The 14,343-nt window shown below is 35.0% G+C and carries 16 protein-coding genes and 1 pseudogene; 10 read left to right on the forward strand and 7 right to left on the reverse strand.

All coding sequences use genetic code 11. The features are described 5' to 3' along the window. The first annotated feature begins 328 nt into the window (after window positions 1–328). Both APF76_13610 and APF76_13615 read left to right on the forward strand, forming a co-directional pair. Entirely contained in the window at window positions 329–625 is a 297-nt protein-coding gene (locus tag APF76_13610; protein KUO51404.1) for a hypothetical protein, read from the forward strand. Continuing rightward, window positions 612–955, forward strand: a pseudogene (locus APF76_13615) (hypothetical protein). Before APF76_13610 ends, APF76_13615 begins: the two are co-directional and overlap by 14 nt. Here APF76_13615 and APF76_13620 read toward each other — a convergent pair. From APF76_13620 to APF76_13640, 5 genes are all read right to left on the reverse strand, one after another. Then, window positions 952–1,176 carry a hypothetical protein gene (locus tag APF76_13620; GenBank protein ID KUO51405.1) on the reverse strand — a complete coding sequence of 75 codons (225 nt, stop codon included), beginning with the start codon at window positions 1,174–1,176 and terminating at the stop codon, window positions 952–954. The pseudogene APF76_13615 and the gene APF76_13620 sit on opposite strands and share 4 nt — an antisense overlap. A gap of 224 nt (window positions 1,177–1,400) precedes the next feature. Next, entirely contained in the window at window positions 1,401–2,450 is a 1,050-nt protein-coding gene (locus APF76_13625; protein KUO51406.1) for a hypothetical protein, read from the reverse strand. A 13-nt stretch (window positions 2,451–2,463) separates the two neighbouring features. Continuing rightward, window positions 2,464–3,435: a hypothetical protein gene (locus tag APF76_13630; GenBank protein ID KUO51407.1), complete on the reverse strand. Its 972-nt coding sequence runs from the start codon at window positions 3,433–3,435 to the stop codon at window positions 2,464–2,466. A 74-nt stretch (window positions 3,436–3,509) separates the two neighbouring features. After that, window positions 3,510–3,953 carry a hypothetical protein gene (locus APF76_13635; GenBank protein ID KUO51408.1) on the reverse strand — a complete coding sequence of 148 codons (444 nt, stop codon included), beginning with the start codon at window positions 3,951–3,953 and terminating at the stop codon, window positions 3,510–3,512. A gap of 116 nt (window positions 3,954–4,069) precedes the next feature. Beyond that, on the reverse strand, window positions 4,070–4,993 hold the full coding sequence (locus APF76_13640; GenBank protein KUO51409.1) for a hypothetical protein: 924 nt from the start codon (window positions 4,991–4,993) through the stop codon (window positions 4,070–4,072). Between the two features lie 190 nt (window positions 4,994–5,183). Between APF76_13640 and APF76_13645 the strand changes: the two genes are divergently transcribed. Next, the gene (locus APF76_13645; GenBank protein ID KUO51410.1) at window positions 5,184–5,399 is read left to right on the forward strand and encodes a hypothetical protein; all 216 of its coding nucleotides are present in this window, start codon (window positions 5,184–5,186) and stop codon (window positions 5,397–5,399) included. A gap of 57 nt (window positions 5,400–5,456) precedes the next feature. Here APF76_13645 and APF76_13650 read toward each other — a convergent pair whose 3' ends face one another. Continuing rightward, a complete protein-coding gene (locus APF76_13650) occupies window positions 5,457–6,482 on the reverse strand; it encodes a rod shape-determining protein MreB (GenBank protein ID KUO51411.1) in 1,026 nt (341 codons plus the stop codon). Window positions 6,483–6,622: 140 nt separating this feature from the next. On the opposite strand from APF76_13650, the gene APF76_13655 reads away from it, so the two are divergent. Next, a complete protein-coding gene (locus APF76_13655; protein ID KUO51412.1) occupies window positions 6,623–7,630 on the forward strand; it encodes a hypothetical protein in 1,008 nt (335 codons plus the stop codon). A 288-nt stretch (window positions 7,631–7,918) separates the two neighbouring features. Here the strand turns inward: APF76_13655 and APF76_13660 are convergent, their stop codons facing one another. After that, on the reverse strand, window positions 7,919–8,185 hold the full coding sequence (locus APF76_13660) for a 30S ribosomal protein S20 (protein ID KUO51413.1): 267 nt from the start codon (window positions 8,183–8,185) through the stop codon (window positions 7,919–7,921). Between the two features lie 439 nt (window positions 8,186–8,624). On the opposite strand from APF76_13660, the gene APF76_13665 reads away from it, so the two are divergent. The 6 genes from APF76_13665 to APF76_13690 all read left to right on the forward strand — a co-directional run bounded on the left by APF76_13665 (window position 8,625) and on the right by APF76_13690 (window position 14,332). Beyond that, window positions 8,625–9,725, forward strand: a complete 1,101-nt coding sequence (locus APF76_13665) for a hypothetical protein (GenBank protein ID KUO51414.1) — start codon at window positions 8,625–8,627, stop codon at window positions 9,723–9,725. 17 nt (window positions 9,726–9,742) lie between these two features. After that, window positions 9,743–10,699 (forward strand): N(5)-(carboxyethyl)ornithine synthase, encoded by a 957-nt coding sequence (locus APF76_13670; protein ID KUO51479.1) that lies wholly within the window; start codon window positions 9,743–9,745, stop codon window positions 10,697–10,699. A gap of 62 nt (window positions 10,700–10,761) precedes the next feature. Then, window positions 10,762–11,094 carry a hypothetical protein gene (locus tag APF76_13675; GenBank protein ID KUO51415.1) on the forward strand — a complete coding sequence of 111 codons (333 nt, stop codon included), beginning with the start codon at window positions 10,762–10,764 and terminating at the stop codon, window positions 11,092–11,094. Window positions 11,095–11,257: 163 nt separating this feature from the next. Beyond that, the gene (locus tag APF76_13680; GenBank protein KUO51416.1) at window positions 11,258–12,370 is read left to right on the forward strand and encodes a hypothetical protein; all 1,113 of its coding nucleotides are present in this window, start codon (window positions 11,258–11,260) and stop codon (window positions 12,368–12,370) included. 77 nt (window positions 12,371–12,447) lie between these two features. After that, window positions 12,448–12,699: a hypothetical protein gene (locus tag APF76_13685; GenBank protein ID KUO51417.1), complete on the forward strand. Its 252-nt coding sequence runs from the start codon at window positions 12,448–12,450 to the stop codon at window positions 12,697–12,699. A 40-nt stretch (window positions 12,700–12,739) separates the two neighbouring features. Next, window positions 12,740–14,332, forward strand: a complete 1,593-nt coding sequence (locus APF76_13690; protein KUO51418.1) for a murein biosynthesis protein MurJ — start codon at window positions 12,740–12,742, stop codon at window positions 14,330–14,332. Window positions 14,333–14,343: the final 11 nt, after the last annotated feature.

The following is a 14,343-nucleotide window of genomic DNA, read 5'->3' on the forward strand; positions in this document are numbered from 1 at the left end:
TTCCTTTGGACATCCTGGGAAGAATGTCCTGGAGTATTTTGAAGATGTGGGTATTCCTGTTTACAGAAATGATCTACACGGAGCCATCACCATTTACTCTACTGGGAAGAAAATAAATAAAGTGGAGACAGTTATTAAATAGGATGGCAATAAGACCTGGAAATGAAATATGTATACTCAATACCTTGATTTTATCAATTCTATAAGCATGCCTATATTTTGGCGCACTAGCCTCTAGAAACAATAGGTAAAAATTATATTTAGTTAACCTTCGGTGGATAATATATATTAATAGATTAGATTTCTCCCATTTAGAAAGGGGATTAGGATGAATCTAGAATTTATTAAGAATAAAGCAGTACCAATTTTAAAACGGCATGGAATTAAAAAAGCTTCTGTATTTGGCTCCTTTGCTAGAGGAGAAGAAAAACATAATAGTGATATTTATATTTTAATAGAATACTTGCCGGAAACTAAAAAGTCTTTATTTAAGCGAATTGAATTGAAATATGATTTACAAGATGTCCTTAATGCTGATGTGGATTTAGTCACAGAAAATGCATTATCACCTTATATAAAGGATAAGGTGTTAAAAAAAAGAGGGACATTCTGTGAGCAAAGATGATACTGTTTATCTAAAACACATAATAGAGAGTATCTTGCAAATTAAAAAATATATCAGGGTATATCCAAGGAAGAATTTAAAGATGATATCAAAAGCCAAGATGCTGTTATAAGAAGATTTGAAATCATAGGAGAAGCTACCAAAAATATTTCTTCCGATGTAAAAAACAATTATCCTGATATTCCCTGGAAGCTTATGGCTGGGATGAGAGATGTTTTAATTCACGAGTATTTTGGGGTAGATCTGGATGAATTGTGGGACACTGCAGTTACTGATTTGCCATCTAAGGTAGAGTATTGGCTCCCAAAATTTTTTCAATTTCCTCCTTAGAATACCCCCGGTGTTTTAAACTCCTGAGTAATTTTAGGAAACTTTGAAGCATTATTCAAATCAATGGGCATGATCCCCCTGCCGTCAAAATCAGATCCCAGCCCCACATGATCAATACCTGCAAGATTCACCACGTAATCTATATGGTCTACTATAGTTCCAGCTTTTACATTATTCACCTCATCAGCTAGAAAAAGGCCATGAAATAGAATATGGACCACACCTCCTGTGGCAGCTACTGCAAGAACTTGTTCATCTGTTAGATTGCGGGGGTGGTATAATATAGGGCGTTTATGAGCGCTAATGTGTGGTCGAGAGTAAGCCCCGGAAAATACCTCTCTGGGGCCCAGATAGCAAAATATTTGACGTCTATATTTTTCCTCCAGATAAACTAGACGAGTCCCCTTAAAAAAGCATACTATATATGGATACTACCAAAGGATGCTTATCTAATGAGTTTCTTAAATTTTTTGATGGTATTAAAAGACTTTTGGCCTATGTTCCATAATCTATAAGCCGGCGATTTAAAGACCAGGTCATATTCTCCAACAAACTCTACTGCTGATCCACCAAGATGACTTTTGAATATCTTTAGACCACCAAGAGGATGATGCTCATCAGCTTCCGGAGCTATTCCTCCCATGTCATAAAACTTATAGCCGTTATGGATGGCCCAAGTAATTACCTCCCAGTTCAGCAGATAAGAGGCCCCTAAACCCCTGCTTGAAGCAGAATTTCCTGTGCAGATTCCCCATACTCCTTGGCCAAAACCCACAACTAGAATTGCAGAAACGGGCTGACCTTCATGGAAGGCTAAAACCATTTTTGGGGAGAGAGGAGCTAACTTAGTCCAAAGGTCATGATAATAACTTGAGCTTCTAAGCAGAAAATTACTGCGGTTAGAGGTTTCTTTTAACAGCCTGTAAAGTATAGGTATATCCTTGGCGGTGCCCTCTTTTATCTCAACTTTGTTTTTCAAAGCTTTATTTATCCATTTTCTTCCACTTTGTTTTAAGAGCTTCCATTGGTGATCTGGGGTATCGGATAAGGTTATACGCCAGACCCACTTAGGTTGTATGCCCCCAAATGGATTATTGACAGGTACCAAGCTGAAGCCAGCATTAGTCAGCAGCTCAGCGTATTTTGTACCAATAAGTTCTGGGTCAATTCGCCAAAAGACAGCTTTTTCTTTGTGGGACAGGTCGGTCACTCCCCTGCAGCAGTGTGAAATAATTTCAGCCTGATTATCGTAATCAAGTACAGGACCCCGGGGAGAATACAGCATGGTCATGCCGGCGTTTTTACGCTTGAGGAGGGTAACAGCACAGAAAATTTGTCCATTTTTCTCAACTATTAAACGTATGGGATGCCAGCCGGAACTCTTCTTAAGTTCACCCCATTCATAGGTTTGAAAAATATTCCCGGCGCTGCACGACTTCAAAAAGTCATTAAATTGTTTTTTTTTCCAAAGAGATATCTGCTGAACGTTGTACAATTTTTGTTCCTCCTCACATGACTACCTTCGAGTAAAGGTTTAATTCACCGTTTACAGGAGAGTTTTGGTCACTTAAAATTGGAACGTCTGTTACATCTATCGGTTCTTGGTAGAGCTTTTGGGCTTTTTCTACATAGCCTGGTATAGATACTTTGGTCTGACTAAGTATCTGCGCACGTTTAAATATGTCTTCAGGAGTCATATCCATGTCTTTTTGCAAGGCAAAGATGAAAATGTTTTGCATTACTTCTGGAGTGCTTTTTTTTGCAGCAAAAAGATATAGCCTGGGAAATACAAATGCTAAAGTTTGATACAGCGACCTAAAAAGATAGCTGTTAGATCCAGTTAATGCTCCATAGATATTAATTCCTAGCAGACCGTTTGGGTTTAAGCATCCATTTACCTCCTGATAGAATTCAATAGTAAAAAGATGGTAGGGTACAGTAGTTGCAAAAAAAGCATCTAATAATATTAAATCAAAAGTTTCTTTAGTCCTTTGAATGTATTTACGGCCATCACCTACTAATATTCTATGGCGAGAACTTTGTTTTAAGTGGAAATACTGATGAGCAACCTTTACCACTTCAGAATCGACTTCAATTGAAATAAACCGCATTTCTGGATAATCATTCAAGAAACGTTTGGGAACTATACCTCCACCAAGACCAACCATTAGGACTGTAATTATCTGGGGATTAAATATCAAAGCTAGTTGGAAATAATCTGCATAAGTCGCATTTGTATTTAATGGGTCGTTGATCACCATATAGCTTTGATAGGTGACTTCTGGTCTTTGCCTGTACATAGGCTGATTGGGGTCTTTGAACACCAGATAGCGTATACCGTTTTTATCAATAACTTCTATTAAATTATATGGTGTTATAGCTCTATAAATTACTTTTCCTCGCTCTAAATAACCTTTTAATATATATATGGGCTGTTTGAGGAAGCTCGGGATGTGCTTCCATATCCTCTTAACAAGCATTAATCGCATCCCCCCGACTGCATATAGCTGTAATAAAGACAAAGTTAACTATTAACATTATATACATATGTGAATTAAAGTGTGTGTAACAACTTTTTAACTACTTCACAATCGTTAAAGGGAATAACCTTATCGTGTAGTATTTGGGAAGTTTCATGACCCTTACCCGCTATAATGACAACATCGCCTGGATCTGCAAGTTTTAAGGCAGTTTGAATGGCTCCATGACGATCCAGTATTATTTGATACTGGGATATGTCCATACCACCCCCGAGCACGCCTTCTTCAACTTCCTTTGCTATTTCCAAAGGGTCCTCACGGTATACGTTATCAGTAGAGATTATGCAGTAATCTGAATGTATGGCTGCAATTTCACCCATCAGCTTGCGTTTTCCCTGATCTTTACCTCCTTCGCATCCAAAGACCAGTATTTTCTTAGCCCCAGAATTAGGATATGGAATGGTAGATAAAATTTGAAGTAATCCATCAGGATTGTGAGCAAAATCAACCATAATCACGAATTGTTGTCCACACTTGATAAATTCACATCTACCTGGTATTCCTTTAAAGCTGCTTAAAGCTTCTTGAATGACTTTTATGTCAATGTTAAAACAATGTCCTACAGCTATGGCTGCTATTGCATTATATATGTTATGCAGTCCGGGTAAAGGCAGAAGAAGGTGTAGTTCCGATTGTTAAGCTTTATTTTAATGAGACTTTCGTTAAGTCTAAGTTCGTAACCTACTACTCGCACATCGGCATTAGCATTAATTCCATAAGTAAGAATATTAGGAGCTTGAGCAATCTGCGAAATGTATCTGCCATGAGGGTCATCCAGATTGACTACTGCGTAACAGTCTTTATAAGGATCTTTACGCCATCGACGCTGGTTAGCGAACAGTTTTGACTTACATTGAAGATAATTCTCCATTGTTCCATGAAAATCAAAGTGGTCTCTGGTAAGATTAGTAAAGACTGTAACATCAAAATCACAACCTGTTACTCTATGGAGTTCTAAAGCATGTGAAGAGACCTCCATGACCGTTGCCTGTACTTTCTTTTCGACCAATTGCTGAAACATTTTTCCTAATTCTATGGTATCAGGGGTAGTAAGTCCTGCAGGCCAAACTTTCTCACCTATCTTGTAATTAACTGTTCCAATTAGCCCAGTCAGATACCCAGCCATTTGTAAGATTGCTTCAGTCAAAAATGCCACAGTTGTTTTTCCATTAGTACCTGTAATACCAACAAGTTTAAACTTAGATGTCGGATAATTATAAAAATGCTGGATACCTATAGCTTGAGCTAATCGAGAGTTTTCTACAATTAGCTGAACAATGGGGATATTGAGTCTTTTCTCTGATACCACAGCTACTGCTCCCCGTTTCACAGCGTCATTAACATATAAATGTCCATCTCGCTTGTAACCGGATATGCAAAAAAATAAACAATCTCGTTTTACATTTTTAGAGTTGTTTGCAATGTTTAGGATTTCCAAGTCCTGTCTGCCATCAATTGGTAAAGGTTTAATGACCTTTACCAACTCACTTAAAAGCATTCTTTCCACCACCATATAATCTGTTATATAAGCGTCTGGCGACCGTTTACATTATGTTATGAAATAGTTTTCCATAAAGTTCCTTTATTACTTAACTTGTAATTTGATAATGATTTCAGGTTTTGTAGTTTCTTGTTATTTTTGTATATTAATGGGGGGTTTAGAGGATTTGCTTGTTAATTGATATGGCATGCCCTTGCCGTGGAGGCCGTTATGCTGCGGATTTGGCATTCCCCAGAGTACTAGGGATGCATTTGATTTCTTGAGTGAAAATAAGGTTATAGATGAACTGCTTGCAGAAAGACTGAAAGGTATGGTAGGATTTCGCAACATTGCTATTCATGATTACCGAAAGATAAATCTGGAAATCGTGCAAAAGGTCATTGAGTATCAAGAGTTTATCTAGCCAAGGTGGTTATTCAATAGTTGAGCCTGTCTATTATCAATAGGCAGGCTCTGGATTTCAAGGAAAGTTTTGATGCCCCATAAGAGATATTCGTGTAAGAGCTTTTGTATTTTTGGTTATCTGGCCTGTCCCGAGGACTACACAATCCTCCGGATCAGGTGGAACTGTTACAGATAGCTCAACCTTGGAAGCTATATATTGATCAAGACTTTTTAAATTCGCACTACCCCCTGTCAAGACAATTCCTTTTTCAATTATATCGGATGCCAGCTGGGGAGGAGTGCTTTCAAAGACTTGACGAATCGCTAATATTAAATCCTTTAAGGTATCTTGTATTACTTTATTGATTTCTACTATAGATATTTCTTTTGCAATAGGTAAGCCTGTTTTCATATTAATACCACGTATATACGCTATATCATCTGGCGCGTTAAAGGCATCAGCATATTTAATTTTAAAGTTTTCTGCTGTTATTAAGCCTATTTCAATCCGATAGATTTTCTTTAAATGGTTATAAATTGCCATGTCAAGGGCATCCCCTGCCACCTTAAGGGATACGGCTGTTACTATCCCACCAAGAGAAATGACAGCAATTTCACTAGTCCCAGCACCAATGTTGACAATCATATGCCCTGAAGGTTCTTCTACGGATAACCCAGCGCCAATGGCCGCTGCTAGAGGTTCTTCAATCAGTAAGGTTTTTTTCGCACCTGACTGCTGAGCAGCTTCAATTACAGCCCTTTTTTCAATGTCTGTGATGCCATAGGGTATACTAATAATTACCCAAGGACTTCTAATGGAAAATTTGTTTAATACAGACCTCAGAAAATGTTTTATCATGGTACGTGTTATATCAAAGTCAGCTATTACACCATTACGAAGAGGCCGAATTACCCTGATATTTCCGGGGGTTTTCCCAACCATTGCTTTAGCTTCAGTACCTATTGCTACTAAAGAACCATTATTAGTATCAATTGAAACTACTGATGGCTCACGTAGAACTATTCCCTTATTATGTACGTATATAAGAGTATTGGCTGATCCCAAGTCTATTCCAACAGTGTTAACTCCACCAGTAACCATATAAAATTCACCTCACAGCTATTATTTCTTAATAGAACCTTTTAGATACTGGTAAGCTAGACCAAAAACCACTATAATAAAAAGATAAGCAATTTTTTCTTATAGCAATTTAAAATATAAATTGAAAGGCGGCATAACATGTGGCAGATCTTAATAGTGCCGTGAAAGAAGTAAAAAAAGGAAATGTTTTTCCTATCTATCTCTTGACAGGAGACAATGACTTCTTAAAGGACATTCTTATTGGAAACTTTAAAGAAGCTTTGCTACAGGGGGAGAATGGCGAATTTAATTTTCAAAAATATGACCACGTTGACACATTAAAGGCTATTATTGATGTTGCAAATTCTCTGCCTTTTTTTTCTAAATGGAGACTAATTGTGGTTAAGGATGAAAGTGTATTTAAGCCTGGTTCTTTTTCAGACAATGATTACAAATATGTTACTGAATATCTAACTAATCCAAACCCCACAACATGCTTAATATTTTTAGCAAGGAGTGATGTTGATAAAAGAGGCAAGCTATATAAAAAACTCTCTGAGAAAGGGAAAGTTTTAAATTGTGAAACTCCTAAAGGTGTCAGCATCATAAACTGGATAAATAGAGAGTTTTCAACTTACGAAAAGAACCCTGATAATGCTTTAGTAAATATATTAGCATCAGTTGCAAAGGGAGACTTATACTTTCTCACAAATGAGATAAAGAAAATTTGTTCTTATGTGGGCAATAAGCAGGCGATATATTATGAAGAAGTTCGAGAAGTCCTTGCAAAAACAATAGATACAGGTATATTTCAAATGATAGATCATCTTGCAGAAAAGGATCTTAATAAGGCACTTAAAGAATTAAACGATCTACTCGAACTTGGGGAAGCGCCAATTCTAATAAACAATATGCTTGCAAGGCATTATAGGCTTTTGTTACATTATTTGGTATATAAGAAAAAGGGTTATTCGGAAAAGCAATTAAGTCAAAAACTAGGTGTTCGCTTCTTTGTGGTTTCTAAGCTAAGCAGTCAATCAAAACACTATAATCAAAGAAAACTGATTGACACTTTGAATATTCTATATGAAAATGACTTAAAAATTAAGACTACATCTTCTGATAATAGAAGAATGCTAGAACTGACTTTAATTGAACTAGCTAATTAATAAAATAAAAAACTTGGCTGGCATTTCTGATATGCAACAAGAGACCTACTGTAATAATAAATTAGTAGGTCTCTTGTTTTATCTGAATTTACTTTTGTTGAGGTTGCATTTCCTTGGCTACTTCATAATTATCTTGATTGGGATATTGCTTTTCACGTTTTTTTGCCTTTTTGTTTTCAACTTTTTTAGCTGCCAAGTGTAAATTAACCTCCTTTCATAAAACATATGATTATTTTATCCCAAATAGAAATTATTATACAAAAATAATAAAGACCTCATTGAGGTCTTTTAGCTCATCATATCCTTTAAATTTTTACTAAGTCTGGATTTCTTTCTTGCAGCAGTATTTTTATGCAAAAACCCTTTAGAAACTGCCTTATCTAGTGTTTTTACTGTACTTTTGTATGCAGTTTGGGCTTGTTCATTTTCACCATTTGCTAAAGCATTCTCAAATCTTTTAACTGAAGTTTTGATTGCAGATTTAGCAGCAGTATTTCTTAAATTTTGACGAGAAGAAATACCAAGTCTCTTTTTCGCTGATTTAATATTAGGCACTATGTACACCTCCTTATTAGCCGATCCATATTGCTTAAATAATTTATACTATAACACGGAATATTTTATCATGTATATAAACAAAATGCAAGAAAACAAAATAGTCTAAAAGAATTGTGTAGAACAATTGTGCCAAAGAATAAAATGATTTAATATTTCAAGAGAAAGTGAGAATTTCAATGGAAATAAAAGAAAATCATATCTTTTTATGAAAATAACCGTTATAATAAAAATATATGGTAGTTCTTGACGAAATCTAAAACAAATGATTTTAGTATTAAGGCAAGGATTGAGTATAACGCCAGCAGATCATTTGATGGATCTAAATGATGACCCAGGTAGCCCTACAAAAAATCATACTGCAATTATGATGAAAGACTACCAATGCTAGTCTTTTTTGTAATTATTGTGGTGAAACTATCTATTAGTAAATAATAACATACAAGAGATTGCAAACAGAAAGGATATTCAAGAAATGAGAATGCTGAGAATTCCTGAATATAGAGATAGTACAAGAGTTATACCAGAAAATGAACGTTTAGAAAGTGCACCATTATTATATTTTGAATGGCCAGTATCTGTTCCTAAACCATTTGTTGGTCTGGTTAAATCAGAACGAGGGAATGACGCATATTGGCCAAAATTTGAACGGTTTCTTAATACTAACAAGATCCATTATAAAGAACTTGATATAAAAGCATCAAATTTTATATCTGAGTGTAAGAATTTGGACATCATTGTTTGGAGGACTTTATCAAATTATGTTGACCAGTGGGAGGCAGCTGATAAAGTTGAGTTTATCCAAGACAGCCTTGGAAAATTGATTTTACCACCGAGACAAGCCCTGTGGATGGATGAAGATAAAATTAGAGCACAATGGTTGTTTGAGTTAAACCATCTTCCTGTTATTAATACCTTTGTATCCTATTCAAAAGAGGAGACAAAAAAGCATATTGAAACTTGCCAATATCCTTTTATATCAAAAGATAAAACCTGCTCCAGGTCAAAAGGTGTTCATTTGATAGAAAATAAGAAGCAAGCAAGAACACTAATGGAAAAAGTATTTGATGGTGGACTGAAACTTAATAATTCATATGTTAAACAGAAAAATTATGTATATTTTCAGAAATTTGTACTGAATAAAGGTTTTGATCTTCGAGTCATTATGATAGGCAATTCATACTTCGGTTATTACAGGTTTCCTAAAAAGGGTGATTATAGAGCCTCCGGTTCTGGGATAGTTGCGAAAAAGGATATACCATTAGAGGTGTTGCTATTAGCTAAAAAAGTTCGTGATTGCTTACCAAAGTCATATTTATTAGCAGTTGATTTTTTACAGGCCACGCATGATGATAAGTATTTTATTATAGAGGCATCAATTTTCATTACTATGGAATCATGTGAACAACTAGTTGTAAACGGTGTAGCTGGACGATATCTTGAGCAAGATGACAAATTCACATTTGAGCCAGGTCGTTTTTGGATTCAAGAGCTTATGATGGAAGAGTTAATGAAAGATTGGGTTTTAAAAAATTCATAAACAAGAAGAGGGAAATAATGAAATCTATGGGATTCTTAATGAGTACCAAAGAAAATGAAAAACGAAGAGCTTTGCTGCCAGAACAAATAAGTGGAATTAAAAACAAGAACTATCTGTTTTTTGAAAGAGGTTATGGTAAAGCATTAGGATATACAGATGCTGAATATATTAAGCAAGGTGCTAATGTATCATCAAAAGAGGAGGTCATAACAAAAGATATAATTTGCGATCCCAAGATAGGAGATGCAGACTATCTTCTAGAGTTAAGAGAAAATCAAGCTATCTTTGGTTATGTACATGCAGTCCACAATAGAAATATCACAGATATAATAGTAGAAAAATCTTTAACCGCAATTGCATGGGAGGAAATGGCTGATAGTGGAAGAAACGTTTTTTGGAGAAACAATGAACTTGCAGGAGAAGCCGCTATCATGCATGCGTTCACAATATATGGCAAAATGCCTTATGAATGTAAAGTTGCAATAATAGGAAGGGGAAATATTGCACGTGGAGCATATAGGATACTATCTTCATTAGGTGCTGATATAGTAGTTTATGATAGGAAAATGGAAAGTTTATTAAGGAAAGAAATTGCTGATTATGATGTTATTGTAAATGGTGTTTTATGGAACACCAATGGGCAAGAGCACGTGATTTATCGTGAGGATCTAAAACGAATGAAAAAAAGTTCAATAATTATTGACATTAGCTGTGATAAGGCTGGTTTTGTTGAAACTAGTGTCCCGACAACCATTGAAGATCCAGTATATATTTCTGGAGGTATCTTACATTATGTGGTTGATCATACGCCAGCTATAATATTTCATACAGCATCAAGAGTATTTGGCAATGTACTTGTTAAATATATTGATGATATTATAGAGGACAATATTGAAAGCAACGATACAATAAAAAATGCAGTTATTATTAAGAATGGTATTATCATTGATAAGCAAATACTAAATCACCTCTAAAGTATAAAAACACTTATTTACGGGAATGAATAATTATAAATTCATGAAGAGGAGGTGAAGTAATGATTGGTTTTGTTATTAGATTTATTGTATCAGCTCTAGTACTTATGTTAGTAAGTTGGTTGTTGCCAGGAATACAAGTTGCAGGCTTCGTAGGTGCGATAATTGCAGCACTTGTAATAGCAGCTTTAGGCTATTTAGTAGAAAACTTTATAGGCGGAAAGAAAATATCTCCCCAAAACAGAGGCATTGTTGGATTTCTAACGGCTGCTATTGTTATTTATTTAGCAAGTTTTATTATACCTGCTTATCTAGATGTTACACTAATTGGTGCATTGTTAGCAGCGTTTGTTATTGGAATAATAGATGCTTTTGTTCCTACAGAATTACGCTAGTAATTTGTAACCTGCCCAGATCCATGGAGCTTTCCATGGATCTTTTTTTTATCCAATTCAGTTTTTAGTGGTAATATTTTTGAAGATAGAAGCATAAGCATTTATAGTCAGTCATTTGTGTATCTGTTTATAAGATTTATTTTGCTGTAGGTGGGGGGATTTTATGAGAAATTATAATAGGAGAAAAACACATTATCTATCATGGATAATTGCTACTTTTTTAGTAATAGGCTTCTTTGTGCTAGGAGTAGTTATTGGCCTTGGTAATGGTAGCACTAAACAAAGTGAAGACGTTGCATATTTTTCAAACTCCATTAACATTATGGGTGTTTTCACAGATTCACACAGAGGCATTTTAAATTTGGCAATACCCCTGCTTGGACTCCAAACTGGATATTCCCAAAATATTTATGGTTCAGGAGATAAATTAGTCCAAAAGGTGGTATCTAGTATTACTAGTATTACCAATCCTAAAAGCTTTCTAGGTTCAGAAATAGCCTTTATGAAGACTTCTGAAATGGAGGATGAAGATGCTATCATTAGTGAATCGCCTGTCATAACTGAAGAAGAGAAACAGTTTTTTGAAGAATTAGAAAGAAGAAGTCGAGAAGCTTATCTAAGCAATCCTGGAGAAGAAAGCTTAGCAAGTGGCGATAAACCTTTAGTTCTGATATATAATACACATAATTCCGAAACCTATAAACCTACAGATGGTGTGGATAAAATTGAAGGAAAAAATGCTGGAATAGAAAAGGTGGCAGCACATTTAGAGAAGATTCTTTTAGAAAAGCATGGTATAAATTCAGTACGATCCACAAATATTCATGACTATCCAAATTGGGAAAGCTCCTATGTTAACTCTGAAAAGACAGTAAAAGCTCTATTAAGAGAAAATCCTTCAGTTCAAATTGTACTGGATATTCATCGTGATGCTGGTTTACCTGAAAAAGGAGTTATTGCAACAACAACTGGTCAAAATATGGCAAAGTTACTATTAGTAGTTGGCAGCGATAATCGTTTATCCCACCCTAATTGGCAGCAAAATTGGCAGTTTTCTAAAATGATAGGATATAAAATGGATAAATTATATCCGGGTCTTTTAAAATCTGTAAGAGTACAAAGTGGAAGATATAATCAGCATTTACATGAAAGATCAATATTAGTGGAAGTTGGCTGTACTCAGAATACTTTAAAAGAGGCATTAATGTCTGCAGAAGCCTTAGCAGATGTCATAAAAGATGTTTTGATCGATTTAAGACAAGAAAATACTTTTTAACAACCGGTCATACCGGTATTTTTTTTTGAGTAAAAGGCAATTGTAGTATTAATAGAACTTATTGAGTAGGTGTTTTAATGATTATTAAGACCAGACATTTTTTATTGGTGATATTTTTATCTTTGTTTTTACTATTTGCTGGTATAAATAAGGTCTCATTTGAATTATATCAAGCATTAGACATTGATAAGAGATTAGCTTTTGAAGTAGTTTATACAGGGGGAAATATAGAAATGTATTTTTTAGATGATATTAAGATAATAGATCTTACATATATTGCTGAGGTTTCCCGAGAAAGACTACAAAACCTCTTATCGTGGAAGAATTAGAAAAGAATGTAGTTTTTGTTTAATAATAGAGAGGTATTTTATGACACAGGGAAATAGAGTTGCAAAGGCCGCAGGAATCATCATGATCTCAATGATGATTTCCAGGATTTTAGGTTATTTGCGAGATGTAGTAATTTATGCCCAGTTTGGGCAAAACAGAGTTACTGATGCTTACAATGCTGCTTTTTCAATACCAGATTTCTTATATATGATCTTAGTGGGTGGAGCTTTAAGCGCAGCATTCATACCGGTCTTTTCAAGCTATTTGGCCGAGGATAAAGAACAAGAAGCATGGCAAGTAGCAAGTATTCTTTTTAATTCAATAATGCTTTTATTAATTGTAGGGGTTACCTTAGGATTAATATATACTCCTTTTCTGATAAAAATCCTTGTTCCAGGTTTTGATAAAGAAACAACTGAACTCACAGTTATGCTTACTAGAATTATGTTTGCCCAGACATTTTTTATGGTACTTAGTGGAATTTCTATTGGGATTCTAAATTCATATCAGTATTTTTTGGCACCAGCAATAGGCTCTGTGCTATACAATTTATCTATTATTTTAGTTGGTTGGGTCTTGTCATTAAAGTATGGCATAGTGGGATTTTCAATTGGTGTGGTAGTTGGTGCCATGTTGAACTTTGCTGTTCAAGTGCCATTCATTCTAAAAAAGGGTTTTAAATATCATTTTAGCTTTAACTTAAGAAATCCAGGAGTTCAAAAAATTATTATCTTAATACTGCCTGTATTTATTGGGCTTTCTGTAAATCAAATAAATCTTTTTGTAAATCAATTTCTAGCATCTAGCTTAGAAGGTGGTTTAGTTGCAGCCTTAAGAACAGGTCAAAGATTAATGCAAATGCCAATTGCAGTTTTTGCAATTGCTATAGGAGTTGCTGTTTTCCCAACCCTTACCAATTATGCAGCCAAAGGGGATATGATAAACTTTAAAAGGGCTACTTCCATAGGATTACGTGCAGTATTTTTTATCACACTTCCATCGGCAGCAGGACTCATGGCGTTAAAGCTTCCATTGGTAAGATTTTTATTTGAGCAGGGCAAATTTTCATCCGAAGCAACCGTAGCAACAGCAGCAGCTGTTTTCTTTTACTCACTAGGTATATTCGCCTATTCAGGCATTCAAATCTTAAATAGAACATTTTATGCAATACAAGATACAAAAACACCGGTAACAGTAGGAATCTGTACAATAATAATTAATATAGCCCTAAATTTTGGATTAATAGGCCCCATGGGTCACGGAGGTCTTGCCCTTGCCTATTCAATGGCAGGTGGTTTTAATTTATTTCTTCTGATGTTAGTATTAAAATATAAGATTACTGGATATGGTGGTTGGAGAATTGTACATTCCTTCGGAAAAAGCTTAATTGCATCAATTGTAATGGGTATTTCCGTGTATTTTGGAGTAAACTATTTTGAATTCTTTGTAGATATATCTACTAAAACAATGCAGGGCTTACAAGTGATGATAGGTGTACTTCTAGGGACCTGTATATATAGTATCATAGCCTACATTTTTAAGATGGACGAATTGGAGTTAGTGTTAGATATATTGTTAAAGAAAATTCCATCTCGTATAATGAAAAAACACCGCAAAACCTCGAGAAAATAATAAGTAAACAT

The sequence above is a fragment of the Desulfitibacter sp. BRH_c19 genome, assembly GCA_001515945.1.
In the GTDB taxonomy this organism is placed as follows: domain Bacteria; phylum Bacillota; class DSM-16504; order Desulfitibacterales; family Desulfitibacteraceae; genus Desulfitibacter.